We start from the raw sequence: 25,318 nt of genomic DNA, 5'->3' as shown, positions 1-25,318 counted from the left end.
CCGCCGTGGCTCCCGGCGTACGAGTCCATCACACACCACAGGCCCGGCAGTCGTACTGCCGGGCCTGTGGAAAAACCAAGTGCGAGCCGAAAATACTACTGGGCGGGGCCTTCGACGGCCTCGGACGTCAGCAGTCCGGCGTTGATCTCGCGGAGGGCGATCGAGAGCGGCTTCTCGTGGACGTGGGTGTCCACGAGCGGACCGACGTACTCGAGGAGGCCCTCGCCGAGCTGCGAGTAGTACGCGTTGATCTGGCGGGCCCGCTTGGCCGCGTAGATCACGAGGCTGTACTTCGAGTCGGTGGCCTCGAGGAGCTCGTCGATCGGCGGGTTGATGATGCCCTCGGGCGCGGAGATGGAAGAGGACACGCTCTACCTTCCGATGGATGGGAAAAGACCGGTCGTGATCACAGAGGCCGCGAAGAGCACGAACCCGCGATCACACAACATCCATCAAGGCTAGCAGCTCACGCGCCACGTCCTCGACGGAGGTGTTGACCAGGGTCACGTCGAACTCCGGCTCGGCCGCGAGTTCGATCTTCGCCGCCGCCAGGCGGCGCTCGATGACCTCGGGCGGTTCGGTGCCCCGCCCGGTGAGTCTGCGGACCAGCTCCTCCCAGGAGGGGGGAGCCAGAAAGACCAGCTGGGCCTCGGGCATGGACTCGCGGACCTGCCGGGCGCCCTGGAGATCGATCTCCAGCAGGACCGGCTCGCCCGACTCCAGGCGCTCCAGGACGGCGGCGCGCGGAGTGCCGTAGCGGTTGCCGGCGAACTCGGCCCATTCCAGCAGCTCGCCGTTGGCGATGAGCTTGTCCATCTCCTCGTCGGTGACGAAGAAGTAGTGGACGCCGTGCTGCTCGCCGGGACGGGGCTTGCGGGTCGTCGCCGACACCGAGAGCCAGACCTCGGGGTGTTTCTTGCGCATATGAGCGACGACCGTGCTCTTGCCGACCCCTGAAGGGCCGGAGAGCACGGTCAGCCGCGGACGTACGTCCGGGGGCTCGGGGGTGGTCCCCCGGAATGTTGCAGCCATGCAGCGATTATTCCAGCAATCCCGGAGTGCCCGGGACTCCCCTCCGGCAGGAACCGGCAATCAGGAGCCGGTGCTGCCGAACTCGCGCTCCAGGGAGGCGATCTGGTTGGAACCGAGGCCGCGTACCCGGCGGCTCTCGGAGATGCCGAGTCGCTCCATGATCTGCTTGGCGCGGACCTTGCCCACGCCCGGGAGCGACTCCAGGAGGGCGGAGACCTTCATCTTGCCGATGACGTCGTTTTCCTGACCCTGCTTGATGACCTCGTGAAGAGAGGCGCCGGAGTGCTTCAGTCGATTCTTGACCTCGGCCCGCTCCCGGCGAGCCGCGGCGGCCTTTTCGAGCGCGGCTGCGCGCTGTTCGGGGGTAAGGGGCGGAAGAGCCACGCCTACGTCACCTCGGATGTCGAACTGTCGGATACGGACCGGTGAGGGGCCTGGTCGCCCCTCACCAGGTGAGCCGGACAACATGCTTGCCCGTTCACTCTCCGTCGGAGACTAGCGGCCAACTCCGCCGGAGTCAGCGAGAACAGAGGAAAAGTCCTGGTCAGCCTCCGTAGGGCCGGACATTTAAGACATACTGCCCCGGATTCGGGGATGTATCCAGGCTCGAGTCGACCGCCGGCCGCCCGACCGAGCCCCCGGTGGGACGGCCGACGCCCGTCAGACGGAGGTCACGGCGCTCCGCACTTCTCGCGCGAACCGCTCCACGGCGTCACGCAGAGCGACCGTGTCGGGACCGTGCCGCAACACGCCCCGGCTCACGTTCGGCACCACATTGCGCACCGCGGACCCGAAGACACGCGGCAGATCCGCCGGGGTCGCCCCCTGGGCGCCGACGCCGGGCGCGAGGAGCGGCCCGTTGACGTCGAGGTCGTACGCCGAGAGATCACCCAGGGTGGCGCCCACGACCGCCCCGAAGGAGCCCAGCGGCCCCTCCCCCGCGTTCTCCGCCGCCAGGTGCGCCAGCATGGTCGCGCCCACGTTCCGCCCGTCGGCGCGCAGCGCGTGCTGCACCTCGCCGCCCTCCGGGTTGGAGGTGAGCGCCAGCACGAAGAGCCCCGCGCCGCTCTCCCGGGCCAGCGCCACCGCGGGCGCCAGCGACCCGTAGCCGAGATAGGGCGAGACGGTGAGGGCGTCCGAGAACAGCGGCGCGTCCTTGTGCAGGAAGGCCTCGGCGTAGGCGGCCATGGTCGAGCCGATGTCGCCGCGCTTGGCGTCCATGACGACCAGCGCGCCGGCCGCCCGCGCCTCCTGCACCGTCTTCTCCAGGACGGCGACCCCGCGCGAGCCGAACCGCTCGAAGAAGGCGCTCTGCGGCTTCAGCAGGGCGACCCGGTCCGCCGTCGCCTCGACGACCGTGCGGCTGAACCGCTCCAGACCGGCGACGTCGTCGTTCAGACCCCACTCGGCGAGCAGGGAGGCGTGCGGGTCGATGCCGACGCACAGGGGACCGCGCTCGTCCATGGCGCGGCGCAGCCGCCCGCCGAAGGGCTCCAGGGTCATGCCGTCCTCCTCACGTCGGCGCCGACGGCGTCGGCGAGGGTGGCGTGGGGGCTCGTCCGCAGACGCGCGGCGAGCCCCTTGTGCACGGCGCGGCTCCAGAAGGGCCCTTCGTAGACGAAGGCGCTGTACCCCTGGACCAGCGTGGCGCCGGCCAGGATGCGCTGCCAGGCGTCCTCGGCGTTCTCGACGCCGCCGACGCCCACCAGGGTGATGCGGTCGCCCACGCGCGCGTACAGCCGGCGCAGCACCTCCAGGGAGCGGGTCTTGAGGGGCGCCCCGGACAGTCCGCCGGTCTCCTTCACCAGCGAGGGGTCGGACGTCAGCCCCAGACCCTCGCGCGCGATGGTGGTGTTGGTGGCGATGATCCCGTCCAGGCCCAGCTCCACGGCCAGGTCGGCGACCGCGTCGACGTCCTCGTCGGCCAGGTCCGGGGCGATCTTCACCAGCAGCGGGACGCGCCGCGCGGTCACCACGCGGTCGGCGGCCTCGCGAACGGCGCTGAGCAGCGGCCGCAGCGCCTCGGTGGCCTGGAGGTTGCGCAGCCCGGGCGTGTTCGGCGAGGACACGTTCACGACCAGGTAGTCGGCATGGGGGGCGAGCCGCTCGGCCGACTTCACGTAGTCGCCGACGGCCTCCTCCTCGGGGACGAGCTTGGTCTTGCCGATGTTGACGCCGACCACGGGCCTGAAGACGGGGGTCCGGGAGGCCAGGCGTGCGGCGACGGCCAGGGAGCCCTCGTTGTTGAAGCCCATCCGGTTGATGAGCGCCCGGTCCTTCACGAGCCGGAACAGCCGCTGCCTGGGGTTGCCGGGCTGCGGCTCACCGGTGACCGTGCCGATCTCGACGTGGTCGAAGCCGAGCATCGCCATGCCGTCGATCGCGACGGCGTTCTTGTCGAAGCCGGCGGCGAGCCCGAAGGGGCCGTGCATGCGCAGGCCGAAGGCCTCCGTGCGCAGCTCCCGGTGGCGGGGAGCGAGGGCGGCGGCCACGAAGGTGCGCAGCACCGGGACTCGGGCGGCGAGGCGGATCCAGCGGAAGGCCAGGTAGTGGGCCTGCTCGGGGTCCATCCGCTGGAAGACGAGATTGAAGAAGATCTTGTACATGGTTCCCTCATGAAGAGGGGGACACCGTTTCCCGGTGTCCCCCTCAGGGCTGCTAGTCGCGGTCGCGGGCCGCGGTCAGGTGTTCGGCGTGTTCCTGGAGCGAGCGCACGCCCACGTCGCCGTGGTTGAGCGCGTCGATGCCCTGGACGGCGGCGGCGAGCGCCTGGACCGTCGTCAGGCACGGCACGGACCGGGCCACGGCCGCCGTGCGGATCTCGTAGCCGTCGAGACGGCCGCCGGTGCCGTACGGGGTGTTGACGATGAGGTCGACCTCCCCGTCGTGGATGCACTGGACGATGGTCTTCTCACCGTTGGGCCCGGTGCCCTCGGACTGCTTGCGCACCACCGTGGCGTTGATGCCGTTGCGCCTGAGGACCTCGGCGGTGCCGGAGGTGGCGAGCAGCTCGAAGCCGTGCGCGACCAGCTCGCGCGCGGGGAAGATCATCGAGCGCTTGTCCCGGTTGGCGACCGAGATGAACGCGCGGCCCTTGGTGGGCAGCGGGCCGTAGGCGCCCGCCTGCGACTTGGCGTACGCGGTGCCGAAGACGGAGTCGATGCCCATGACCTCGCCGGTGGAGCGCATCTCCGGGCCGAGGACGGTGTCGACGCCGCGGCCGGAGGTGTCCCGGAAGCGGGTCCACGGCATCACGGCCTCCTTGACGGAGATCGGCGCGTCCAGCGGCAGCTCGCCGCCGTCGCCGGTCGCCGGGAGCAGGCCCTCCGCACGCAGTTCGGCGACGGTCGCGCCCAGCGAGATCCGGGCGGCGGCCTTCGCCAGCGGCACCGCGGTCGCCTTGGAGGTGAAGGGCACGGTGCGCGACGCGCGCGGGTTGGCCTCCAGCACGTAGAGGATGTCGCCCGCCATCGCGAACTGGATGTTGATCAGGCCGCGCACGCCGACGCCCTTGGCGATCGCCTCGGTGGAGGCCCGCAGACGCTTGATGTCGAAGCCGCCCAGGGTGATCGGGGGCAGGGCGCAGGCCGAGTCGCCGGAGTGGATGCCGGCCTCCTCGATGTGCTCCATCACGCCGCCGAGGTACAGCTCCTCGCCGTCGTACAGCGCGTCGACGTCGATCTCGATGGCGTCGTCGAGGAAACGGTCGACCAGGACCGGCCGGGTGGGGCTGATCTCGGTCGACTCGGCGATGTAGGAGGACAGCCGGGTCTCGTCGTAGACGATCTCCATGCCGCGGCCGCCCAGGACGTAGGACGGCCGGACGAGGACCGGGTAGCCGATCTCGTCCGCGATGGCCTTGGCCTCGCTGAAGGTGGTGGCGGTGCCGTGCTTCGGGGCCGGGAGGCCGGCCTCGGCGAGCACCCGCCCGAAGGCGCCCCGGTCCTCGGCCGCGTGGATGGCCTCGGGCGGGGTGCCCACGATCGGCACGCCGTTGTCCTTCAGCGCCTGCGCCAGACCCAGCGGGGTCTGCCCGCCGAGCTGGACGACGACGCCGGCGATCGGGCCGGCCTGCGCCTCCGCGTACACGACCTCCAGCACGTCTTCCAGCGTCAGCGGCTCGAAGTACAGGCGGTCGGAGGTGTCGTAGTCGGTGGAGACGGTCTCGGGGTTGCAGTTGACCATCACGGTCTCGTAGCCCGCGTCGCTCAGCGCGAAGGAGGCGTGGACGCAGGAGTAGTCGAACTCGATGCCCTGGCCGATGCGGTTCGGACCGGAGCCCAGGATGATGACGGCCGCCTTCTCGCGGGGCGCGACCTCGTTCTCCTCGTCGTAGGAGGAGTAGAAGTACGGCGTCTTCGCGGCGAACTCGGCGGCGCAGGTGTCGACCGTCTTGTAGACCGGCCGCACGCCCAGCGCGTGCCGGACCTCACGCACCACGTCCTCGCGCAGTCCGCGGATCTCGGCGATCTGCACGTCGGAGAAGCCGTGCCGCTTGGCCTCGGCGAGCAGCGCGCCGTCGAGGCGGTCGGCGGCGGCCAGCTCGTCGGCGGTCTCCTTGATCAGGAAGAGCTGGTCGACGAACCAGGGGTCGATCTTGGTGAACTCGAAGACCTCCTCGGGCGTGGCGCCCGCGCGGATGGCCTGCATGACGGTGTTGATGCGGCCGTCGGTGGGCCGGACGGCCTCGCGCAGCAGCTCGTCCTTGTCGCCGGGCTCGCCGACGAAGGTGAACTGGCTGCCCTTCTTCTCCAGCGAACGCAGCGCCTTCTGGAAGGCCTCGGTGAAGTTGCGGCCGATCGCCATGGCCTCGCCCACCGACTTCATCGTCGTCGTGAGCGTGGAGTCGGCGCTCGGGAACTTCTCGAACGCGAAGCGCGGGGCCTTGACGACCACGTAGTCGAGCGTGGGCTCGAAGGAGGCCGGGGTCTCCCGGGTGATGTCGTTGGGGATCTCGTCCAGCGTGTAGCCGACGGCGAGCTTGGCCGCGATCTTGGCGATCGGGAAGCCGGTCGCCTTGGAGGCGAGCGCCGACGAGCGCGACACGCGCGGGTTCATCTCGATGACGATGACCCGGCCGTCCTCGGGGTTCACCGCGAACTGGATGTTGCAGCCGCCGGTGTCGACGCCGACCTCGCGGATGATCGCGATGCCGACGTCGCGCAGCACCTGGTACTCGCGGTCGGTCAGCGTCATGGCCGGGGCGACGGTGATCGAGTCGCCGGTGTGCACGCCCATGGGGTCGAAGTTCTCGATGGAGCAGACCACCACGACGTTGTCGTGCTTGTCGCGCATCAGCTCGAGCTCGTACTCCTTCCAGCCGAGGATGGACTCCTCCAGGAGCACCTCGGTGGTCGGCGAGAGGGTGAGGCCCTGGCCCGCGATACGGCGCAGCTCCTCCTCGTCGTGGGCGAAGCCGGAACCGGCGCCGCCCATGGTGAAGGAGGGGCGCACGACGACGGGGTAGCCGCCGAGCTCGTCGACCCCGGCGATCACCTCGTCCATGGTGTGGCAGATGACCGAGCGGGCCGACTCGCCGTGCCCGATCTTGGCGCGGACGGCTTCCACGACGCCCTTGAACAGGTCGCGGTCCTCGCCCTTGTTGATGGCCTCGACGTTGGCGCCGATCAGTTCGACGCCGTACTTGTCCAGGACGCCGTTCTCGGCGAGCGAGATCGCCGTGTTGAGGGCCGTCTGGCCGCCCAGGGTGGGCAGCAGCGCGTCGGGCCGCTCCTTGGCGATGATCTTCTCGACGAACTCGGGGGTGATCGGCTCGACGTAGGTGGCGTCGGCGATCTCCGGGTCGGTCATGATCGTCGCCGGGTTGGAGTTGACCAGGACGACCCGCAGGCCCTCGGCGCGCAGGATGCGGCACGCCTGGGTGCCGGAGTAGTCGAACTCGGCGGCCTGACCGATGACGATCGGGCCGGAGCCGATGACCAGGACGGACTGGATATCGGTGCGCTTAGGCACGCTGGCCCTCCATCAGAGATACGAAGCGGTCGAACAGGTAGGCGGCGTCGTGCGGGCCCGCTGCCGCTTCGGGGTGGTACTGGACGGAGAAGGCCGGCTGGTCGAGCAGCTGAAGCCCCTCCACGACGTCGTCGTTCAGGCAGACGTGGGAGACCTCGGCGCGGCCGAACCTCGTCTCGCTGACCCTGTCGAGCGGCGCGTCCACGGCGAAGCCGTGGTTGTGCGCGGTGACCTCGACCTTGCCGGTCGTGCGGTCCTGGACCGGCTGGTTGATGCCCCGGTGGCCGTACTTCAGCTTGTAGGTGCCGAACCCGAGGGCGCGGCCGAGGATCTGGTTGCCGAAGCAGATGCCGAACAGGGGCGTCCTGCGCTCCAGCACCTCGGTCATCAGCGCGACGGGGCCGTCGGCGGTGGCCGGGTCGCCCGGCCCGTTGGAGAAGAACACGCCGTCGGGGTTCACGGCGTACACCTCCTCGGCCGAGGCCGTCGCGGGCAGCACGTGCACCTCGATGCCGCGCTGGGCCATGCGGTGCGGGGTCATGCCCTTGATGCCGAGGTCGACGGCGGCGACGGTGAACCTCTTCTCGCCCACCGCCGGGACGACGTAGGCCTCCTTGGTGGCGACCTCCTCGTAGAGGCTCGCGCCCTTCATGTGCGGCTGGGCCTGCACGCGCGCGAGGAGCTCGCCGTCGGGGGCGATCGCCTCGCCGGAGAAGACGCCGGCGCGCATCGAGCCGCGCTCGCGCAGGTGGCGGGTGAGGGCGCGGGTGTCGATGCCGGAGATCCCGACGACGCCCTGGGCGACCAGCTCGTCGTCCAGGGAGCGCTTGGCCCGCCAGTTGGACGGCACGCGCGCGGGGTCGCGCACGACGTAGCCGGAGACCCAGATGCGGCCCGACTCGTCGTCCTCGTCGTTCCAGCCCGTGTTGCCGATCTGCGGCGCGGTCGCCACGACGATCTGGCGGTCGTACGAAGGGTCGGTGAGGGTCTCCTGGTAGCCGGTCATGCCGGTGGAGAACACCGCTTCGCCGAAGGTCTCCCCCACGGCCCCGTAGGCACGGCCCCGGAAGGTCCGGCCGTCCTCCAGGACGAGTACGGCGGGAAGCGCCTTTTTCCCCAAAGCGATTCCCCTGGTGGAGGTCGTCATCGTGCGCCTTCCGTTTCCGTCGGGTTTTCCGTCTTGTCGATCATGGAGTTGATGGCGTCGACCCACTGGCCGTGCTCGGCCGCGTGGTCCGAGCGGAAGCCGGAGTCGAGCAGCCGGTCGCCGTGCGCCCAGGTCACCACCAGCAGTCCGCCCTCGGTGAGGACCTTGCCGGCGATGCCCTTGTCGAGCCGGGCCCCGCGCAGTGCGGCGGCCGGGACGAAGAAGTCGCTCGCGCCGGGGCGGACGACGTCCAGTCCCGCGTCCGTGAGGGTGAGCTCGACCCGGCTGCGGGTGCCCAGGCCGTGCGCCACGATGCGGTCGAGCCACTGCCCCGCGGTGGTGGAGCCGTGGTAGCGGCCACTCGTCGACAACACCGTCAACACCGTCGGTCTCGCCTCGCCCGGCTCGGAAGGCGCGGCGGGAAGCGCGGGCAGGTCGCCCTGGAGCGTGCCGCGCCACTTCCAGCCCTCGCGCATCAGCCAGTACACGAGCGCGACGAACAGGCCGAGGCCGACCACCCAGCCGATCCGGGCGGCCCAGTCGGTCACTTGCGCCGATTCCTTCTCGGCCGCGAGCAGTAGTGCTGCAGATGTCACGTGAGCTTCCCGTCGACGAGCGTGGCCCTGCCCCGCAGCCAGGTGTGCGTGACACGGCCCGGCAGCTCACGCCCCTCGTACGGGGTGTTGTGGCTGCGCGAGGCGAAGCCCGCGGGGTCCACGGACCCACGGTATTCCGTGTCGACCAGCGTGAGGTTGGCGGGCTCACCAGCCGAGACGGGACGACCGTGGCCCTCGGCCTGCCCGATGAGGGCGGGCTTGAAGGACATCCGGCTCGCGACCCCGGCCCAGTCCAGCAGGCCCGTCTCCACCATGGTCTCCTGGACCACCGACAGCGCGGTCTCCAGGCCGACCATGCCCATGGCGGCCGCGGCCCACTCGCAGTCCTTGTCCTCGTGCGGGTGCGGGGCGTGGTCGGTGGCCACGATGTCGATGGTGCCGTCGGCGAGCGCCTCGCGCAGGGCGAGCACGTCCCGCTCGGTGCGCAGCGGCGGGTTCACCTTGTAGACCGGGTTGTACGACCGGACCAGCTCGTCGGTCAGCAGCAGGTGGTGCGGGGTGACCTCGGCGGTGACGTCGATGCCGCGGGACTTGGCCCAGCGCACGATCTCGACCGAGCCGGCGGTGGAGAGGTGGCAGATGTGGACGCGGGAGCCGACGTGCTCGGCGAGCAGGACGTCCCGGGCGATGATCGACTCCTCGGCCACCGCGGGCCATCCCCCGAGCCCCAGCTCGGCGGAGACGACGCCCTCGTTCATCTGGGCGCCCTCGGTCAGCCGCGGTTCCTGCGCGTGCTGGGCGACGACCCCGCCGAAGGCCTTCACGTACTCCAGGGCCCGGCGCATGATCACAGCGTCGTCGACGCACTTGCCGTCGTCGGAGAAGACGGTGACGCCGGCGGCCGACTCGTGCATGGCGCCGAGCTCGGCGAGCTTCCGGCCCTCCAGGCCGACGGTGACCGCGCCGATGGGCTGCACGTCGCAGTAGCCGTGCTCCCGCCCGAGGCGGTAGACCTGCTCGACCACGCCGGCGGTGTCGGCCACGGGGAAGGTGTTGGCCATGGCGAAGACGGCCGTGTAACCGCCGGAGGCGGCGGCGCGGGTGCCGGTCAGCACGGTCTCGGAGTCCTCGCGGCCCGGCTCGCGCAGATGGGTGTGCAGGTCGACCAGGCCCGGCAGCAGGACCTTCCCGGCCGCCTCGACCACCTCGGCGCCCTCGGCGCTCAGTCCCGTGCCCACCTCGGCGATCGTGGAACCGTCGATCAGGACGTCCTGCGGCTCGCCGCCGAGCACCTTCGCACCACGGATCAGGATCTTGCTCATGTTCTTACTTCTCCTCGGTGGTGCGGGCGTGGCTGACGGCGGGTTCGTTGCCGCCCAGGAGCAGGTAGAGGACGGCCATCCGGATGGACACGCCGTTGGCGACCTGTTCGACGACGGTGCAGCGCTCGGAGTCGGCGACCTCCGCGGTGATCTCCATGCCGCGCACCATCGGGCCGGGGTGCATCACGATGGCGTGCTCGGGCATCCGCGCCATACGGTCGCCGTCGAGGCCGTAGCGGCGCGAGTACTCGCGCTCGGTCGGGAAGAACGCGGCGTTCATCCGCTCCCGCTGCACGCGCAGCATCATCACCGCGTCGGACTTGGGCAGCGTGCTGTCCAGGTCGTAGGAGACCGCGCAGGGCCAGGCCTCGATGCCGACCGGCACCAGCGTGGGCGGGGCGACCAGGGTGACCTCGGCGCCGAGGGTGTGCAGCAGGTCGACGTTGGAGCGGGCGACCCGGCTGTGCAGGACGTCGCCGACGATCGTGATGCGCTTGCCGGAGAGGTCCTGGCCGATCCCCGCGTCCCGGCCGACGAGCCGGCGGCGCATGGTGAAGGCGTCCAGGAGGGCCTGGGTGGGGTGCTGGTGGGTGCCGTCGCCGGCGTTGACCACGGCCGCGTCGATCCAGCCGGAGGTGGCCAGCCGGTAGGGGGCGCCGGAGGCCCCGTGCCGGATGACGACCGCGTCGACGCCCATGGCCTCCAGCGTCTGGGCGGTGTCCTTCAGGGACTCGCCCTTGGACACGCTCGACCCTTTGGCGGAGAAGTTGATGACGTCCGCGGACAGCCGCTTCTCGGCGGCCTCGAAGGAGATGCGGGTGCGGGTGGAGTCCTCGAAGAAGAGGTTGACGATCGTGCGGCCGCGCAGGGTCGGCAGTTTCTTGATGGGCCGGTCGGCCACCCGGGCCATCTCCTCGGCGGTGTCGAGGATCAGGACGGCGTCGTCGCGGGTGAGGTCGGCGGCCGAGATGAGATGACGCTGCATCTGTCAGGCTCCGTAAGGCAGTTCAGGTTCGGGGAGATTCCGGGCAGGCGGAGGCGTGCCGAAGGGGCGCACGCCGGCGGCGTACGCGATCCGTCTGCTACTGGGTCTGCTTCACGCCGAGCAGCACGGTGTCGCGACCGTCCTCCTCGGCGAGCTGGACCTTGACCGTCTCCCGCAGCGACGTGGGGAGGTTCTTGCCGACGTAGTCGGCGCGGATGGGCAGTTCGCGGTGGCCGCGGTCGACGAGGACCGCCAGCTGCACCGCGCGCGGGCGCCCGAGGTCGTTCAGGGCGTCGAGGGCGGCGCGGATGGTGCGCCCGGAGAACAGCACGTCGTCGACGAGGACGACCAGCCTGCCGTCCAGGCCGTCACCGGGGATCTCGGTGCGGGCCAGCGCGCGCGGCGGGTGCATGCGCAGGTCGTCGCGGTACATGGTGATGTCGAGGGAGCCGACGGGGATCTTGCGGTCGGTGATCTGCTCCAGCTTGGCGCCGAGCCGCCGGGCGAGGAACACGCCGCGCGTCGGGATGCCGAGGAGGACCACGTCGTCGGCGCCCTTGGCGCGTTCGACGATCTCGTGGGCGATGCGGGTCAGCACGCGCGCGATGTCGGGGCCTTCGAGGACGGGCCGCGCCTCGGCCTGCCGGAGGTCCTGCTCGCCGCCCTGCGTGATGTCCTGCGCGGTGTCCTGCTCAATGTCCTGCTTGTCCATACGAAACGGACCTCCTTCTCCGCCTCACGGGACGGACCTTAAAGGACGTCGGATTTGCGCCATCCACGGTAGCAGGCCGGGACTGCGGCCCTATCACCCCCTTGGCCTAGTCGGCCGTCACTACCACGGAAGAGTCGGTGTGGACCATTCGGCTTGACGCAGAAGAATCACGCTGCGTAACCTCACAGTGAGTTACCAGCACGCGGCTCGTGCCGCGTCGACCCAGTGCCGGGGAGCTATATGTCCAGCGAATACGCCAAACAGCTCGGGGCCAAGCTCCGCGCGATCCGCACCCAGCAGGGCCTTTCCCTCCACGGTGTCGAGGAGAAGTCCCAGGGACGCTGGAAGGCGGTCGTGGTCGGTTCGTACGAGCGCGGCGACCGCGCCGTGACCGTGCAGCGCCTCGCCGAACTGGCGGACTTCTACGGCGTTCCCGTGCAGGAACTGCTGCCCGGAACCACTCCGGGCGGGGCCGCAGAGCCGCCGCCGAAGCTGGTCCTCGACCTGGAGCGACTGGCTCACGTGCCGGTCGAGAAGGCGGGCCCGCTGCAGCGCTACGCGGCCACGATCCAGTCGCAGCGCGGTGACTACAACGGCAAGGTGCTGTCGATCCGCCAGGACGACCTGCGCACCCTCGCCGTCATCTACGACCAGTCGCCCTCGGTCCTGACCGAGCAGCTGATCAGCTGGGGCGTCCTGGACCCGGACGCGCGTCGCGCGGTCTCCCACGAGGAGAACTAGCCGCTTCGCGGCTGAGCAGAAACGTACCCTCCGAGTGGCCGGAACCCAGCGGTACCGGCGCCGGCCACTTGTACGGGGGCGTGTACATGGCGGAGGGCCCACAGCGTGCGCTGTGGGCCCTCCGCCATGTACACGCCCCCGCGGGGCACTGCGGGCCGCGGACGGCCCGCAGGCCGCCTGTGGCGGCCTGCGACGCCCCGGCTCGCCTCGCGGGGCTATTCGCGCCGCAGGGACGGCTTGAGCTCCTTGAGGCGGCCGAGCAGGCCGTTGACGAACGAGGGCGACTCGTCCGTCGAGAACTCCTTCGCCAGCTGCACCATCTCGTCGAGCACGACGGCGTCCGGCGTCTCGTCGGCCCAGATCAGCTCATAGGCGCCGAGGCGCAGGATGTTGCGGTCGACGACCGGCATCCGGTCCAGCGTCCAGCCGACCGAGTACTGCGAGAGCAGGTCGTCGATGCGCCGCGCGTGCTCCGCGTAGCCCTCGACCAGCTGCATCGTGTACTCGCTCACCGGCGGCTGCCGGGTGTCGGCCCGGGAGAGCCGGACCCAGTCCGCGAGGACCGTCAGGACGTCGGCTCCGCGCTGGTCGCCCTCGAAGAGGATCTGGAAGGCACGCTTGCGGGCCGTGTTGCGGGCAGCCACGGTTAGCTGTTCACCCGGCCGAGGTAGTCGCTGGTGCGGGTGTCGACCTTGATCTTCTCACCGGTGGTGATGAAGAGCGGGACCTGGATCTGGTGACCGGTCTCCAGGGTGGCGGGCTTGGTGCCGCCGGTGGAGCGGTCGCCCTGCAGGCCCGGCTCGGTCTCCTGCACCACGAGCTCGACGGCCGCGGGCAGCTCGACGAAGAGCACCTCGCCCTCGTGCTGCGCGACGGTGGCCGTGAAGCCCTCGATCAGGAAGTTGGCGGCGTCGCCGACGGCCTTGCGGTCGACCATGAGCTGGTCGTAGGTCTCCATGTCCATGAAGACGAAGTACTCGCCGTCCATGTACGAGAACTGCATGTCGCGCTTGTCGACAGTGGCCGTCTCGACCTTGACGCCGGCGTTGAAGGTCTTGTCGACCACCTTGCCGGACAGCACGTTCTTCAGCTTGGTGCGCACGAAGGCCGGGCCCTTGCCGGGCTTGACGTGCTGGAACTCGACGACGGACCAGAGCTGGCCGCCTTCGAGCTTGAGCACCAGGCCGTTCTTGAGGTCGTTCGTGGAAGCCACGGTTGCGGAATCTCCTGGACTGACGTGGACGACCCCGGGGCACGCACCTGCCTAGAGGGCGAGCAGCTCCTTGGTCGTGATGGTGAGTAGCTCGGGTCCGCCGTCCGCCTCGGGGCGCACGACGAGCGTGTCATCGATCCGGACGCCGCCCCGACCCGGGAGGTGGACCCCGGGTTCGACGGTGACCGGCACGCAAGCGTCCAGTTTACCCATGGCCGCGGGAGTCAACTGCGGCTCCTCTTCGATTTCGAGTCCGACACCGTGTCCGACGAGCGCCGGGAGGCCCTCGCAGTGGCCCGCGGAACCCAGCACCTGGCGTGCGGCGCGGTCCACGTCACGGCAGGCCACACCGGGCGCCAGAGCCTCGCGCCCGGCGCGCTGAGCGGCGAAGACGAGGTCGTACAGCTCGATCTGCCAGTCGGCCGGAGACGTGCCGATCACGAAGGTGCGGCCGATCTCGCAGCGGTAGCCGCGGTAGGCCGCGCCCAGACAGACCGAGAGGAAATCGCCCTCCTCGACCCGGCGGTCGGTGGGCCGGTGCCCGCGGCGGCCGGAGTTCGGGCCGGTGCCGACGGACGTGGGGAAGGCGGGGCCGTCGGCGCCGTGGTCGACCAGGCGTCGCTCCAGCTCGAGGGCGAGATGGCGTTCCGTACGCCCGACCAGGATGGACTCCAGCAGCTCCCCCAGGGCCTGGTCGGCGATCTCGGCGCCGATCCGCAGGCAGGAGATCTCCTCCTCGTCCTTGACCACTCTCGCCTGCTCCACCGCACCGCCCAGGTCGGCCAGGCGCAGCCGGGGCGCGACGGAGCGGATCCCACGGTGCCGGGACACCGTGAGGTGATGCTCCTCGACCGCGAGGCAGTCGCCGCCCCGGGCCACCAGGAGGTCGGCGGCGGCGACCGCGGGATCGCCTCCGGCGTGGGACAGGGAGTGGACGCGCAGCGCGTCGTCCGGGCGGCCTTCGCTCGGCCGCTCGTCGAGCGGCCCGGGGCAGACCAGGAGATCCTCTCGTCCGCCCAGCAGCAGAACGGCGCCGTTCGGGGCGGCGCCCGCGAGATACCTCACGTTGGCGGGACGGGAGATCAGCGCTGCCGCGCTGCCGGCCGCGTGGCAACGTTCCCGTAGGCGGTTTCGGCGGGACTCGTGCACCTCTGACATGACACGAGCGTAGGAGCGCCGACCGGATCGCGCCGGTTGGGAAGGCGTTCGGGGGACGGGACCCCGGGAGCGGCGGTGCGCCGCCCCCGGCAGACGGGGGCCTGTCGGGCCGTCACCCGTGTCCGGGACGGGCCCCGGTCCCGTCGGCTACCACTTGGGCGGGCTGGCGATCGCCCGGGCCAGCACGTCGTCCAGGACCCTGGCCGTCGTCGGGACGTCCAGCTGGGAGTTGTCGATGATGGGCAGGCCGGAGCCGTACCAGCCGGCCATGCGGCCGTGGATGCGGGCGACCTCCTCGTCGGTGAGGCGGCGGTTGCCGGAGCGCTCGGCGTTGCGCTCCAGTACGGCCTCCAGGCCTGGCAGCAGGACGACGGGCAGCAGCCCCGGGCCCACATGGCGCTTCCAGCCGCCCAGGCCCACGGCCGGACGGTCCGGGAAGATCGCGTCGTCCAGGATGCACGAGATGCCGTTGGCCAGGAAGTTGCGGGCGGCGAACCCGCAGGTGCGGCGGGCCAGCCGGTACTGGGCCTCGGAGTGGTCGTTCCACCCCGACTGCGGGTCGGCGAAGCCCGAGCGGACCCACTCGCGCACGTCGTCGAGGCTGACATGGGCGGTGGGCACTCTGCGGTGGTCGGCCCAGAACTTGGCGACGCTGGTCTTCCCGGCGCCCGCCGGGCCGATCAGCAGCACCGCGAGCGTCGTGGCCGCCGGGTCGGGGACCGTCGGAGCGGGCGGCGCGCTGGGCATGGGTACCGGCGCGCCGGGCGGCAGCGGGACGTGCCCGGTGGTATCGGCGCTCTGCGGGACCGCGGCATGCGGCGGGGCGGGCGGCGGCGCGGGCGGGACCGGAGGCCGGGGCGCGGGCGGGACGGGACCCGCGGGGGCGCCGAGGTGACCCGGCTGGTGCGGGGCGCTGCCCGGCTGGTGCGGGCCCGGGTGTTGCGCGGCCGGCGACCAGCCGGCGGCCGGACCGTGCCCCGGCTGGTGGGGCGGCGGCAGCGGAGAACCCACTGCGTGCTGCATCCGGTGCCACTCCGTCTCGTACAGGCGATGGGCGCTGGCTGTGGGGGCGCGGACCCCCGGTTCTCACCACAGCCTAAAGGGCGTGGAAGGTGCCCCCGTGCGAACGGTATCGCCCCCGGCTGTCGTTCGGTGAACGGCCGGGGGCGGTCCGAAGTGCCCGGCGGGGACGGCGAATCGGGCAGAAGGGGGCCGGGCGGACTTACCCGGCCGCCCGGCCGCCCGGCCGTCCTACTCGCCCACCTCGCCGTACGCGGCGAGCAGGACGGCCGGGTCGGGCCCCTCGAGGACGGTCGGCCTGGCCAGTCCGTCCAGGACGATGAAGCGCAGCAGGTCGCCGCGGGACTTCTTGTCGACCTTCATGTTCTCCAGCAGCTTGGGCCACTGGTCGTGGCGGTAGTGCAGCGGGAGGCCCACCGACTCCAGGACCGTGCGGTGGCGGTCGGCCGTGGCGTCGTCCAGCCGGCCCGCGAGGCGGCCCAGTTCGGCGGCGAAGTGCATGCCGACGGAGACGGCCGCGCCGTGCCGCCACTTGTAGCGCTCGTTCTTCTCGATGGCGTGCGCGAGGGTGTGGCCGTAGTTGAGGATCTCCCGCAGGCCGGACTCCTTGAGGTCGGACGACACGACGTCCGCCTTGACCCTGATGGAGCGCTCGACGAGTTCGGCGGTGTGCGGGCCCTGCGGGGTGCGGGCGGCCTGCGGGTCGGACTCGATCAGGTCCAGGATCGCCGGGTCGGCGATGAAGCCGGCCTTGATGATCTCGGCAAGGCCCGAGACGTAGTCGTTGACCGGGAGGGAGTCCAGCGCGGCCAGGTCGCACAGCACCCCGGCCGGCGGGTGGAAGGAGCCGACGAGGTTCTTGCCCTCGGCGGTGTTGATGCCGGTCTTGCCGCCGACGGCCGCGTCGACCATGGCGAGGACGGTCGTCGGGACGGCGATCCAGCGCACGCCGCGCAGCCAGGTCGCGGCGACGAACCCGGCCAGGTCGGTGGTCGAGCCGCCGCCGACGCCCACGACGACGTCCGTGCGGGTGAACCCGGACTGGCCGAGCGCCTTCCAGCAGTACGCGGCGACCTCGGCGGTCTTGGCCTCCTCCGCGTTGGGCACCTGGATGGCCACGGCCTCGAAGCCCTGCCCGGCCAGGTCGGCGCGCAGCGCGTCCCCGGTCTCGGCGAGCGCCTCGGGGTGGATCACGGCGACGCGCTTCACCCGGTCGCCGATCAGCCCACCGAGCTCACCCAGCAGCCGGCGGCCGACCAGCACCTCGTAGGGGTCCGTCCCCGCGCTGCCGCCGATCCGGATCCGCGTCACGGACTCGCTGCTCATGCTTCCTTCAACTCCAGTGCGTCCAGGGCTGCTTGGCTGACCTCTTCGGGGGTGCGGCCGTCCGTGGCCACGACCGCGGTGGCGACGCCCTCGTACAGATGGCGACGGGCCTCCATCAGCTCGCGCCACTGCTTGCGCGGGTTGACGGCGAGCAGCGGGCGTGCCGCGTTCAGGCCGGTGCGCCTGACCGCCTCCTCGACGTCCATGGCCAGGTAGAGCACGCACTGTCCGGCCAGCAGACCGCGGGTGTCCGGGTCGAGGATCGATCCGCCGCCGAGCGCCAGGACGCCGTCGTGCTCGGCGAGGGCGCGCCGCACGGCTCGCTTCTCCAGCGTGCGGAAGGCGTCCTCGCCGTCGTCGACGAAGATCTCCGCGATGCTGCGGCCCGCCTCGGCGACGATGTCGTCGTCGGTGTCCCGGTAGGCGACGCCGAGCCGCTCGGCGAGGAGCTGCCCGACGGTGGACTTGCCCACGCCCATGGGGCCGACCAGGACGACGCGTGGCCCACTCATCGGATGCGCAGGTTGTCGAGGTAGGACCGCACGTTGCGGCGGGTCTCGACGACGCTGTCGCCGCCGAACTTCTCCGCCACCGCGTCGGCCAGCACCAGCGCGACCATGGCCTCGGCGACGATGCCGGCGGCCGGGACCGCGCACACGTCGGAGCGCTGGTGGTGCGCCTGGGTCGCTTCGCCCGTGGCGACGTCGACCGTCTGCAGGGCCCGCGGCACGGTCGCGATCGGCTTCATCGCCGCGCGCACGCGCAGCAGCTCGCCGGTGGTCAGTCCGCCCTCGGTGCCGCCGGAACGGCCGGAGGCGCGCTTGATCCCGTCGCCGGTGGCGAGGATCTCGTCGTGCGCCTTCGAGCCCGGCACGCGCGCGAGGTCGAAGCCGTCGCCGACCTCGACGCCCTTGATGGCCTGGATGCCCATCAGCGCGGCGGCGAGCCGGGCGTCCAGCCGGCGGTCCCAGTGCACGTGCGAGCCGAGACCGACCGGGACGCCGTAGGCCAGCACCTCGACGACGCCGCCGAGGGTGTCGCCGTCCTTGTGGGCCTGGTCGATCTCCGCGACCATCGCCTTCGACGCGTCCGCGTCCAGGCAGCGGACCGGGTCGGCGTCCAGCTTCTCGACGTCGGCGGGGGTCGGCAGGACGCCGTAGGGCGCCTTGGCGGCGGCCAGCTCCACGACGTGGGAGACGATCTCGATGCCGGCCGTCTCCTTGAGGTACGACCGGGCGACCGCGCCGAGCGCGACCCGGGCGGCGGTCTCCCGCGCGGAGGCGCGTTCCAGGATCGGCCGGGCCTCGTCGAAGCCGTACTTCTGCATCCCGGCGAGGTCGGCGTGGCCGGGGCGGGGGCGGGTGAGCGGGGCGTTGCGGGCGAGGCCCGCGAGGATCTCCGGGTCGACCGGGTCGGCCGCCATGACCTGTTCCCACTTGGGCCACTCGGTGTTGCCCACCATGACGGCGACCGGAGAACCCATGGTCAGACCGTGCCGGACGCCGCCGAGGAAGGTGACCTCGTCGCGCTCGAACTTCATCCGCGCACCGCGCCCATAGCCGAGCCGCCGCCGCGCGAGGTGGTCGGCGACCATCTCGGTGGTGATCGGCACGCCGGCGGGAAGGCCCTCCAGCGTCGCCACAAGTGCGGGACCGTGGGATTCCCCCGCGGTCAGCCAACGCAGCCTGCTCAACGATGCTCCTCAGTGCTCGCGCCCTGGTACTGCCCTGCGCACGCGCGTCCTTCGCGTACGTCGTCGGCGTGACCGGGTGCGCGGCCCTGGCCCGCCTACTGCCGATCCTCCCACGTCCCGGCGCCGAAGCCGGTCGCCGGTCCAGCAAGCGGACGGGAGAGGGCCCCGGCGGTCAGGCGTGGCCCGGAGTCCGGCGGGAGGCGAGGGCCCGCTCGCCCGCCCTGCGCATGGCCTCCACCGGGGCCGGGGCTCGGCCGGTCATCTGTTCCACCTGGAGCACCGCCTGGTGCACGAGCAGGTCGAGGCCGCTGACGACGGCGCCCCCGCCCATCGACCAGCGGGCCGCCAGCTCGGTCGGCCAGGGGTCGTAGAGCACGTCGAAGAGGGTGGCGGGGCGTTCCGGCACCGAAGCGGCCAGGGCGTCCGTGGCCCCGGCCGGGGTGGTCGCGACGACCAGCGGGAAGCTCAGCGCGTCGGCGGCGTCCGACCAGTCGGCGATGAGGACCTCGACGTCGAGGCGCTCGCCCCACTCGCGCATCTCGGCGGCGCGGGCCTCGGTGCGCACGTAGGCGACGATCCGGCCGGTGCAGACCCGGGTGAGCGCGGCCAGGGCGGAGGACGCGGTGGCGCCCGCGCCGAGGATCGCGGCCGAGTCGACCTGGTCGATCCCGCGCTCACGCAGGGCGGCGACCATGCCGGGGATGTCGGTGTTGTCGCCGAGCCGACGGCCGTCCTCGGCGAACACGAGGGTGTTGACCGCCTCGACGGAGGCCGCGGTCTCGCTGATCTCGTCGAGCAGCGGGATGACCGCGCGCTTCAGCGGCATGGTCAGCGACAGACCGGTCCACTCGGCGCCCAGTCCGTCGAGGAAGGCGGGCAGGGCCTCCTCGCCGACGTCGAAGCGGTCGTACGTCCAGCCGGTGAGCTCCAGCGCCTCGTACGCGGCGCGGTGCAGCGCCGGGGAGAGGGAGTGGGCGATGGGGCTGCCGAGCACCGCGGCACGACGGGCGTCACTTGCCCGAGCTGGCATCGAACTTGTCCTTGAGTCGCTGGAACTCGGCGTAGGTCTTGGCGAATTCGGTGTTGCTCTTGCCGTCGGTGGCCACGAAGTAGATCCAGCCGTCGGAGGTCGGGCTCAACGTGGCCTTCAGCGCGTCCTCACCGGGATTGCCGATCGGACCGGGCGGCAGGCCCTTGTTGGTGTAGGTGTTGTACGGGTCCTTGTTCTGGTTGATCTCGGACGAGCTGATGTGGATGTTGCTCTCGCCCTTCAGGTAGTTGAAGGTCGAGTCGAACTGGAGCAGCCGGTTGGTCTGGTCGTTCGTCGGCTTGAGCCGGTTGTAGACGACCTCCGCCATCTTGCGGTAGTCGTCGTGCGTCTTGCCCTCGGCCTGGACCAGGCTGGCGACCGTGATCACCTGGAGCGGAGTGTCCAGCTTGAGCGCCTTCGCCTTGGCCGCGAAGTCGTAGGTGCCGTACACCTCGTTGGCGTGGTCGACCATCGCCTTGAGGACCGTCTCCGGCTTCATGCCCTTGGCGGCGCCGTAGGTGCCCGGGAAGAGGAAGCCCTCCAGCGGGTCCTTGATCTCCTCGTTGTCGTTAGCCCACTTGGGCAGCCCGAGCGTCGCGTACTTGCTCTCCGCGACCTTCCTGGTGGCGCCCGGGGCGAGGCCGAGTTTCTCGTCGATGTTCTTGTAGACCGCCACGTTGCGCTGCCCCGGCGTCACCAGCACGTTGGCCTGGCTCTTGGGATCGAGCATCATCTCGACGGCGCTCTTCGCGGACATCTGCTTCTTCAGGATGTACGCGCCCGCCTGGATCTTGCCGCCGTCCGGATTGCTCGTGGCCGCGGACACGAAGGCGTCGACGCTCTTGACGACGCCTGCCTCTTTCAGCAGACGGCCGATGTCCGCGCCGCCCGAGCCTTTGGGGACCTGGACGCTGACGGTCTGGCTGATGCCGCCGCCCGCGAAGTCCGGAGCCGCGCTGTAACGATTCTTGTAATAGTGGTAACCGACGTAGCCGACGCCGCCGATGCCACCGGCGAACACCAGCACGACGATCAGGCAGGCGCAGCCGTTGCGGCTCTTCTTGTTCTTCGCGCCCTTCGCGCCTTTGCCTCCGCGGCTTCGGCGCCTCCCGCGATCCGGCTCCTCGTCGTCCTCGTCGTCATCGGCGCCGCCGGCGAAGAAGGCATGCTCCTCCTGGTCGGCTCCCGGATCCCGGTCGGTGTCCTCGGAGCCGGGTTCCGGCGCCGGCTCGGGCTCCGGTTCCGCTTCGGGTTCGGCGCGCCGCCGGGCGGGCGGCTCCGGCGGCGGATACGCGTCAGGGGTGCCGTAGAAGTCGGGCTGTTCCGCGCCGTAGGCGGCGGCCTGCTGACCGTAGGGGTCGCCGGGGTCGGCCGCGTAGGGGACGTGGGCGTGGGTGCCCGTCCCGTCCCAGCCGCCCTCCTGGTATCCCTCGTGGTAGCCCTGCTGCTGGCTCTGGTGGGCGTACTGCTGCCCGCCCTGTTCGGCGTACTGCTGCTGGTCGTACCCCTGGTACTGAGGGTCGTACTGCTGACCGCCGTAGTGCTGTCGGTCGTACTGCTGCCCCTGGCCCTGGCCCCAGTCGCCGTACTCCGACTGCTGCGGATGCTGCTGCTGCGGGTGCTGCTGCGGGTAGGGGTGCTGCTGCTGGCCACCGTAGGCAGGCTGATGACCCGTGTGGGCCTGCTGCCCTTCCCATCCGCCGTCCCCGTACAACGGGTCCTCCGGATGCCACGGTTCGGAGCCTTGGCCCCGGCCATACTCAGTCATCGATCCCCTAGAGCCGCGAGGCGGCGAGAAGTCGGCCTTCGCGGGCCCGTCACCGTTCCGCCTCTCTCTGTGCGGCGGCTGTTCGAACACCACCACATCGCGCGGAACGTTACCGTATCGCGATCAGATGACCACTTCGACGCCCTCGCCCGGTGCTTTGCCTGACACTCGTTCGGATTCCAGCGCCTGCTGCAGGATGATCACAGCGGCTGCCTGGTCGATCACCGAGCGGCCCTTCTTCGCCTTCACGCCCGAGGCGCGCAGTCCCTGACTGGCCGTCACAGTCGTCATCCTCTCGTCGACCAGACGTACGGATACGGGCGCGATTGTGTTCGCCAGTTCCTGCGCGAATCCGCGCACCTTCACCGCGGCCGGGCCCTCGCCCCCCTTGAGGGAGCGAGGGAGACCGACGACGACCTCGATGGGCTCGTACTCCGCGACCAGCTGTGCCAGCCGGCGGTGAGCCGCCGGCACGTCCCGGCCGGGGACCGTCTCGACCGGGGTGGCGAGGATCCCGTCGGGGTCGCACGAGGCGACTCCGATCCGGGCGTCCCCGACGTCGATCGCGAGTCGGCGGCCCTTGCGCATCGGCTCGCTCACTTGGCCGTTTCCGCCACGAGCCGCTCGACGGCGTCCACGGCCTCGCCGACGGCGGCCGCGTTCTGGCCGCCGCCCTGGGCGACGTCCGGCTTGCCGCCACCGCCGCCGCCGAGCGTCCTGGCGGCCGTGCGGACCAGTTCGCCGGCCTTGAGGCCCCGCTCGCGGGCGGCCTCGTTGGTGGCGATGACCGTCAGCGGCTTGCCGTTGTTCACCGTGAAGAGGGCGACCACGGCGGCCCGGCCGCCCTGGATGCGGCCCCGCACGTCGAGGACGAGCCTGCGCAGGTCGTCCGGCGTGGTGCCGTCCGGGACCCGGCCGGTGACGACGGCGACGCCGTGGACGTCCTTGGCGGAGTCCACGAGACCGGCGGCGGCCTGCAGAACCTTCTCGGCGCGGAACTTGTCGATCTCCTTCTCGGCGTCCTTCAGCTTGCCGAGCATGGCGGAGACCTTCTCCGGGAGCTCCTCGGGACGTCCCTTGATCAGCTCCTGGAGCTGGGCGACGACCGTGTGCTCACGGGCGAGGAAGTGGTAGGCGTCGACGCCGACGAGGGCCTCGATGCGGCGCACGCCGGAACCGATGGACGACTCGCCGAGCAGCTTGACCAGTCCGAGCTGAGCGGTGTTGTGCACGTGCGTGCCGCCGCACAGCTCCTTGGAGAAGTCGCCGATGGTGACGACGCGGACGCGCTCGCCGTACTTCTCGCCGAACTCGGCGATGGCGCCCTGCTTCTTGGCCTCGTCGATGCCCATGACCTCGGCCTGGACGTCGAGTTCACGGGCGAGCACCTCGTTGATCTTCTGCTCGACGTCGGTCATCACAGCCGTCGGAACGGCGGCGGGGGAGCCGAAGTCGAAGCGGAAGCGGCCGGGCTGGTTCTCGGAACCGGCCTGGGCGGCCGTCGGACCGAGGGCGTCGCGCAGCGCCTGGTGGGTGAGGTGAGTGGCGGAGTGGGCGCGGGCGATGGCCGTGCGGCGACGCCGGTCGATCGAGGCGTGGGCCTTGGCGCCGACCGTGACCTCGCCGACCTGCACGACGCCCTTGTGGACGTACACGCCGGGAACCGGCTTCTGGGTGTCGCGGATCTCGACGATCGCGCCGGTGTCCACCCGGATCCGGCCGGTGTCGCCGATCTGGCCGCCGCCCTCGGCGTAGAACGGGGTGCGGTCAAGGACGATCTCGACCTCGTCGCCCTCGGTGGCGGCGGGCGAGGAGGCGCCGTCGACGAGGATGCCGACGATCGTCGACTCGCTCTCGGTGTCGGAGTAGCCGATGAAGTCGGTCGCCCCGGCCTGGTCGGCGATCTCGCGGTAGGCGCCCACCCCGGCGTGTCCGGTCTTCTTGGCCTGGGCGTCGGCCTTCGCCTTGTCCCGCTGCTCCTTCATCAGGCGGCGGAAGCCGTCCTCGTCCACGGCGAGGCCCTGTTCGGCGGCCATCTCCAGGGTGAGGTCGATCGGGAAGCCCCAGGTGTCGTGGAGCAGGAAGGCCTTGTCGCCGGCGAGGACCGCGCCGCCGGACTGCTTCGTCTCGCTGATGGCCGTGTCGAGGATGTTCGTGCCGGCCTTCAGCGTCTTGAGGAAGGCGGCCTCCTCGGCGAGGGCCACCGTCTCGATGCGCTGCCGGTCGGTGACGAGCTCCGGGTACTGCTGGCCCATCATCTCGATGACGGTGTCGATGAGGTCCTTGACGACCGGGCCGGTGGCGCCGAGGAGGCGCATGTTGCGGATGGCGCGGCGCATGATGCGGCGCAACACGTAACCGCGGCCCTCGTTGCCGGGGGTGACGCCGTCGCCGATGAGCATCACGGACGTGCGCATGTGGTCGGTGACCACGCGCAGGGAGACGTCCGAGTCGTGGGCCTGGCCGTACTCGACGCCGGTCAGCTCGGTGGCCTTCTTGATGACGGCCATGGAGGTGTCGATCTCGTACATGTTCTGCACGCCCTGCAGAATCATGGCGAGGCGCTCCAGGCCGAGGCCGGTGTCGATGTTCTTGCTCGGCAGCTCGCCCAGGATCTCGAAGTTGTCCTTGCCGATGCCCTCGCCGCGCTCGTACTGCATGAAGACGAGGTTCCAGATCTCCACGTACCGCTCGTCGTTGACGGCCGGGCCGCCCTCGACTCCGAACTCGGGGCCGCGGTCGTAGTTGATCTCGGAACACGGTCCGCAGGGTCCGGGGACCCCCATGGACCAGTAGTTGTCCTTCATGCCGAGGCGCTGGATGCGCTCCCTGGGCACGCCGACGACCTCGTGCCAGATACGCTCGGCCTCGTCGTCGTCCTTGTAGACGGTGATCCAGAGCCTCTCCGGGTCCAGGCCGTAACCGCCCTTGTCCTGGGGCGTGGTGAGCAGCTCCCAGGCGTACTTGACGGCGCCTTCCTTGAAGTAGTCGCCGAAGGAGAAGTTGCCGCACATCTGGAAGAACGTGCCGTGGCGGGTGGTCTTGCCGACCTCTTCGATGTCGGGCGTGCGCACGCACTTCTGCACGCTGGTGGCGCGCGCCCACGGCGGCTTGACCTCGCCGAGGAAGTACGGCTTGAAGGGGACCATGCCGGCGGGGACGAGGAGCAGCGTCGGGTCGTCCGCGATGAGCGACGCCGAAGGGACGACGGTGTGCCCGCGCTCCTCGTAGAAGCTCAGCCAGCGGCGGCGAATCTCGGCCGACTCCATCAGTGGTCCTCATTCCGGTTGTACGGGTTCTTCTGCTGCGGGTACGTCGAGCTCTCGATGTGCCCGGAGCGCCTGGAAGGGCTGCGGTGGTTCTCGATGGCGGGGTACCGCCTGGGGGCGGGGAGCGCGGGGTCCTCGTGGATCCCGAGCGCCTCCCCCAGTTCGGCCTCGCGCTGGGCCATGTTGTCGCGGACGTCGAGCACGAAGCCGACCGCGCGGTCCTTGAGTCGTGCTCCCGTCTCGAGCGCCTTGTCCGCCGCGGCGGCGGCGAGGCTCTCGGGGGTCAGCTGCCTCAGCTTGCGGTTGACCTTGGTGGTGGCCCAGACACCGGCGGCGACGCCCGTGCTGAACCAGAAGGTGCGGCGGAACATC

The 25,318-nt window shown here is 70.9% G+C and carries 24 protein-coding genes; 1 reads left to right on the top strand and 23 read right to left on the bottom strand.

The genetic code is table 11. The annotated features are described in order from the left end of the window. Positions 1-95 precede the first annotated feature (95 nt). The 11 genes from rpoZ to pyrR all read right to left on the bottom strand — a co-directional run bounded on the left by rpoZ (position 96) and on the right by pyrR (position 11,728). Positions 96-368, bottom strand: a complete 273-nt coding sequence (rpoZ, locus tag IE239_RS09565; RefSeq protein ID WP_003988945.1) for a DNA-directed RNA polymerase subunit omega — start codon at positions 366-368, stop codon at positions 96-98. A 70-nt stretch (positions 369-438) separates the two neighbouring features. Next, the gene (gene gmk, locus IE239_RS09560) at positions 439-1,032 is read right to left on the bottom strand and encodes a guanylate kinase (RefSeq protein ID WP_190148844.1); all 594 of its coding nucleotides are present in this window, start codon (positions 1,030-1,032) and stop codon (positions 439-441) included. A gap of 60 nt (positions 1,033-1,092) precedes the next feature. Next, positions 1,093-1,416 carry an integration host factor gene (locus IE239_RS09555; RefSeq protein ID WP_003977346.1) on the bottom strand — a complete coding sequence of 108 codons (324 nt, stop codon included), beginning with the start codon at positions 1,414-1,416 and terminating at the stop codon, positions 1,093-1,095. Positions 1,417-1,692: 276 nt separating this feature from the next. Next, positions 1,693-2,535, bottom strand: a complete 843-nt coding sequence (gene pyrF, locus IE239_RS09550; protein ID WP_190148843.1) for an orotidine-5'-phosphate decarboxylase — start codon at positions 2,533-2,535, stop codon at positions 1,693-1,695. Continuing rightward, on the bottom strand, positions 2,532-3,638 hold the full coding sequence (locus IE239_RS09545) for a quinone-dependent dihydroorotate dehydrogenase (RefSeq protein ID WP_190148842.1): 1,107 nt from the start codon (positions 3,636-3,638) through the stop codon (positions 2,532-2,534). The genes pyrF and IE239_RS09545 overlap by 4 nt, the downstream gene beginning before the upstream one ends. Before the next feature lie 52 nt (positions 3,639-3,690). Next, positions 3,691-7,005 (bottom strand): carbamoyl-phosphate synthase large subunit, encoded by a 3,315-nt coding sequence (carB, locus tag IE239_RS09540; protein WP_190148841.1) that lies wholly within the window; start codon positions 7,003-7,005, stop codon positions 3,691-3,693. Then, positions 6,998-8,152, bottom strand: coding sequence for a glutamine-hydrolyzing carbamoyl-phosphate synthase small subunit (carA, locus tag IE239_RS09535; RefSeq protein ID WP_190148840.1), 1,155 nt, complete (start codon positions 8,150-8,152; stop codon positions 6,998-7,000). The genes carB and carA overlap by 8 nt, the downstream gene beginning before the upstream one ends. Then, positions 8,149-8,748, bottom strand: a complete 600-nt coding sequence (locus tag IE239_RS09530) for a PH-like domain-containing protein (protein ID WP_190148839.1) — start codon at positions 8,746-8,748, stop codon at positions 8,149-8,151. Before IE239_RS09530 ends, carA begins: the two co-directional genes overlap by 4 nt. Then, positions 8,745-10,031: a dihydroorotase gene (locus tag IE239_RS09525; protein ID WP_190148838.1), complete on the bottom strand. Its 1,287-nt coding sequence runs from the start codon at positions 10,029-10,031 to the stop codon at positions 8,745-8,747. The genes IE239_RS09530 and IE239_RS09525 overlap by 4 nt, the downstream gene beginning before the upstream one ends. Before the next feature lie 4 nt (positions 10,032-10,035). Beyond that, the gene (locus tag IE239_RS09520) at positions 10,036-11,016 is read right to left on the bottom strand and encodes an aspartate carbamoyltransferase catalytic subunit (protein WP_190148837.1); all 981 of its coding nucleotides are present in this window, start codon (positions 11,014-11,016) and stop codon (positions 10,036-10,038) included. 97 nt (positions 11,017-11,113) lie between these two features. Next, entirely contained in the window at positions 11,114-11,728 is a 615-nt protein-coding gene (gene pyrR, locus IE239_RS09515; protein ID WP_229877960.1) for a bifunctional pyr operon transcriptional regulator/uracil phosphoribosyltransferase PyrR, read from the bottom strand. Between the two features lie 240 nt (positions 11,729-11,968). Here pyrR and bldD point away from each other — a divergent pair, with 240 nt between their 5' ends. Then, the gene (gene bldD, locus IE239_RS09510; RefSeq protein WP_190148836.1) at positions 11,969-12,469 is read left to right on the top strand and encodes a transcriptional regulator BldD; all 501 of its coding nucleotides are present in this window, start codon (positions 11,969-11,971) and stop codon (positions 12,467-12,469) included. 215 nt (positions 12,470-12,684) lie between these two features. Here bldD and nusB read toward each other — a convergent pair whose 3' ends face one another. The 12 genes from nusB to IE239_RS09450 all read right to left on the bottom strand — a co-directional run bounded on the left by nusB (position 12,685) and on the right by IE239_RS09450 (position 25,317). Further along, on the bottom strand, positions 12,685-13,113 hold the full coding sequence (nusB, locus tag IE239_RS09505) for a transcription antitermination factor NusB (protein ID WP_069771911.1): 429 nt from the start codon (positions 13,111-13,113) through the stop codon (positions 12,685-12,687). Between the two features lie 2 nt (positions 13,114-13,115). Continuing rightward, a complete protein-coding gene (gene efp / locus IE239_RS09500; RefSeq protein WP_020117452.1) occupies positions 13,116-13,682 on the bottom strand; it encodes an elongation factor P in 567 nt (188 codons plus the stop codon). A 51-nt stretch (positions 13,683-13,733) separates the two neighbouring features. Next, entirely contained in the window at positions 13,734-14,840 is a 1,107-nt protein-coding gene (locus IE239_RS09495) for an aminopeptidase P family protein (protein WP_190148835.1), read from the bottom strand. 147 nt (positions 14,841-14,987) lie between these two features. Next, positions 14,988-15,863, bottom strand: coding sequence for a Pro-rich N-terminal domain-containing protein (locus IE239_RS09490; RefSeq protein WP_190148834.1), 876 nt, complete (start codon positions 15,861-15,863; stop codon positions 14,988-14,990). Between the two features lie 228 nt (positions 15,864-16,091). Next, on the bottom strand, positions 16,092-17,186 hold the full coding sequence (gene aroB, locus IE239_RS09485; protein ID WP_190148833.1) for a 3-dehydroquinate synthase: 1,095 nt from the start codon (positions 17,184-17,186) through the stop codon (positions 16,092-16,094). Next, positions 17,183-17,698 carry a shikimate kinase gene (locus tag IE239_RS09480; protein WP_190148832.1) on the bottom strand — a complete coding sequence of 172 codons (516 nt, stop codon included), beginning with the start codon at positions 17,696-17,698 and terminating at the stop codon, positions 17,183-17,185. Before IE239_RS09480 ends, aroB begins: the two co-directional genes overlap by 4 nt. Beyond that, complete coding sequence (aroC, locus tag IE239_RS09475; protein ID WP_190148831.1) at positions 17,695-18,879, bottom strand: chorismate synthase; 1,185 nt, start codon at positions 18,877-18,879, stop codon at positions 17,695-17,697. Before aroC ends, IE239_RS09480 begins: the two co-directional genes overlap by 4 nt. 172 nt (positions 18,880-19,051) lie before the next feature. Beyond that, positions 19,052-19,909: a shikimate dehydrogenase gene (locus IE239_RS09470; RefSeq protein WP_190148830.1), complete on the bottom strand. Its 858-nt coding sequence runs from the start codon at positions 19,907-19,909 to the stop codon at positions 19,052-19,054. Next, positions 19,890-21,677, bottom strand: coding sequence for an endolytic transglycosylase MltG (gene mltG / locus IE239_RS09465; protein ID WP_190148829.1), 1,788 nt, complete (start codon positions 21,675-21,677; stop codon positions 19,890-19,892). The genes IE239_RS09470 and mltG overlap by 20 nt, the downstream gene beginning before the upstream one ends. A 123-nt stretch (positions 21,678-21,800) precedes the next feature. Next, positions 21,801-22,265 (bottom strand): Holliday junction resolvase RuvX, encoded by a 465-nt coding sequence (gene ruvX, locus IE239_RS09460; RefSeq protein ID WP_190148866.1) that lies wholly within the window; start codon positions 22,263-22,265, stop codon positions 21,801-21,803. Positions 22,266-22,273: 8 nt separating this feature from the next. Beyond that, positions 22,274-24,946 carry an alanine--tRNA ligase gene (gene alaS, locus IE239_RS09455; RefSeq protein WP_190148828.1) on the bottom strand — a complete coding sequence of 891 codons (2,673 nt, stop codon included), beginning with the start codon at positions 24,944-24,946 and terminating at the stop codon, positions 22,274-22,276. Next, positions 24,946-25,317, bottom strand: coding sequence for a hypothetical protein (locus IE239_RS09450; protein WP_190148827.1), 372 nt, complete (start codon positions 25,315-25,317; stop codon positions 24,946-24,948). Before IE239_RS09450 ends, alaS begins: the two co-directional genes overlap by 1 nt. Between the last annotated feature and the right edge of the window lies 1 nt (position 25,318).

The organism is Streptomyces humidus (genome assembly GCF_014649655.1).
Classification (GTDB): Bacteria; Actinomycetota; Actinomycetes; order Streptomycetales; family Streptomycetaceae; genus Streptomyces; species Streptomyces humidus.
Note: the sequence above shows the minus strand (reverse complement) of the source record. Positions and strands in the feature narration are given on the sequence as shown.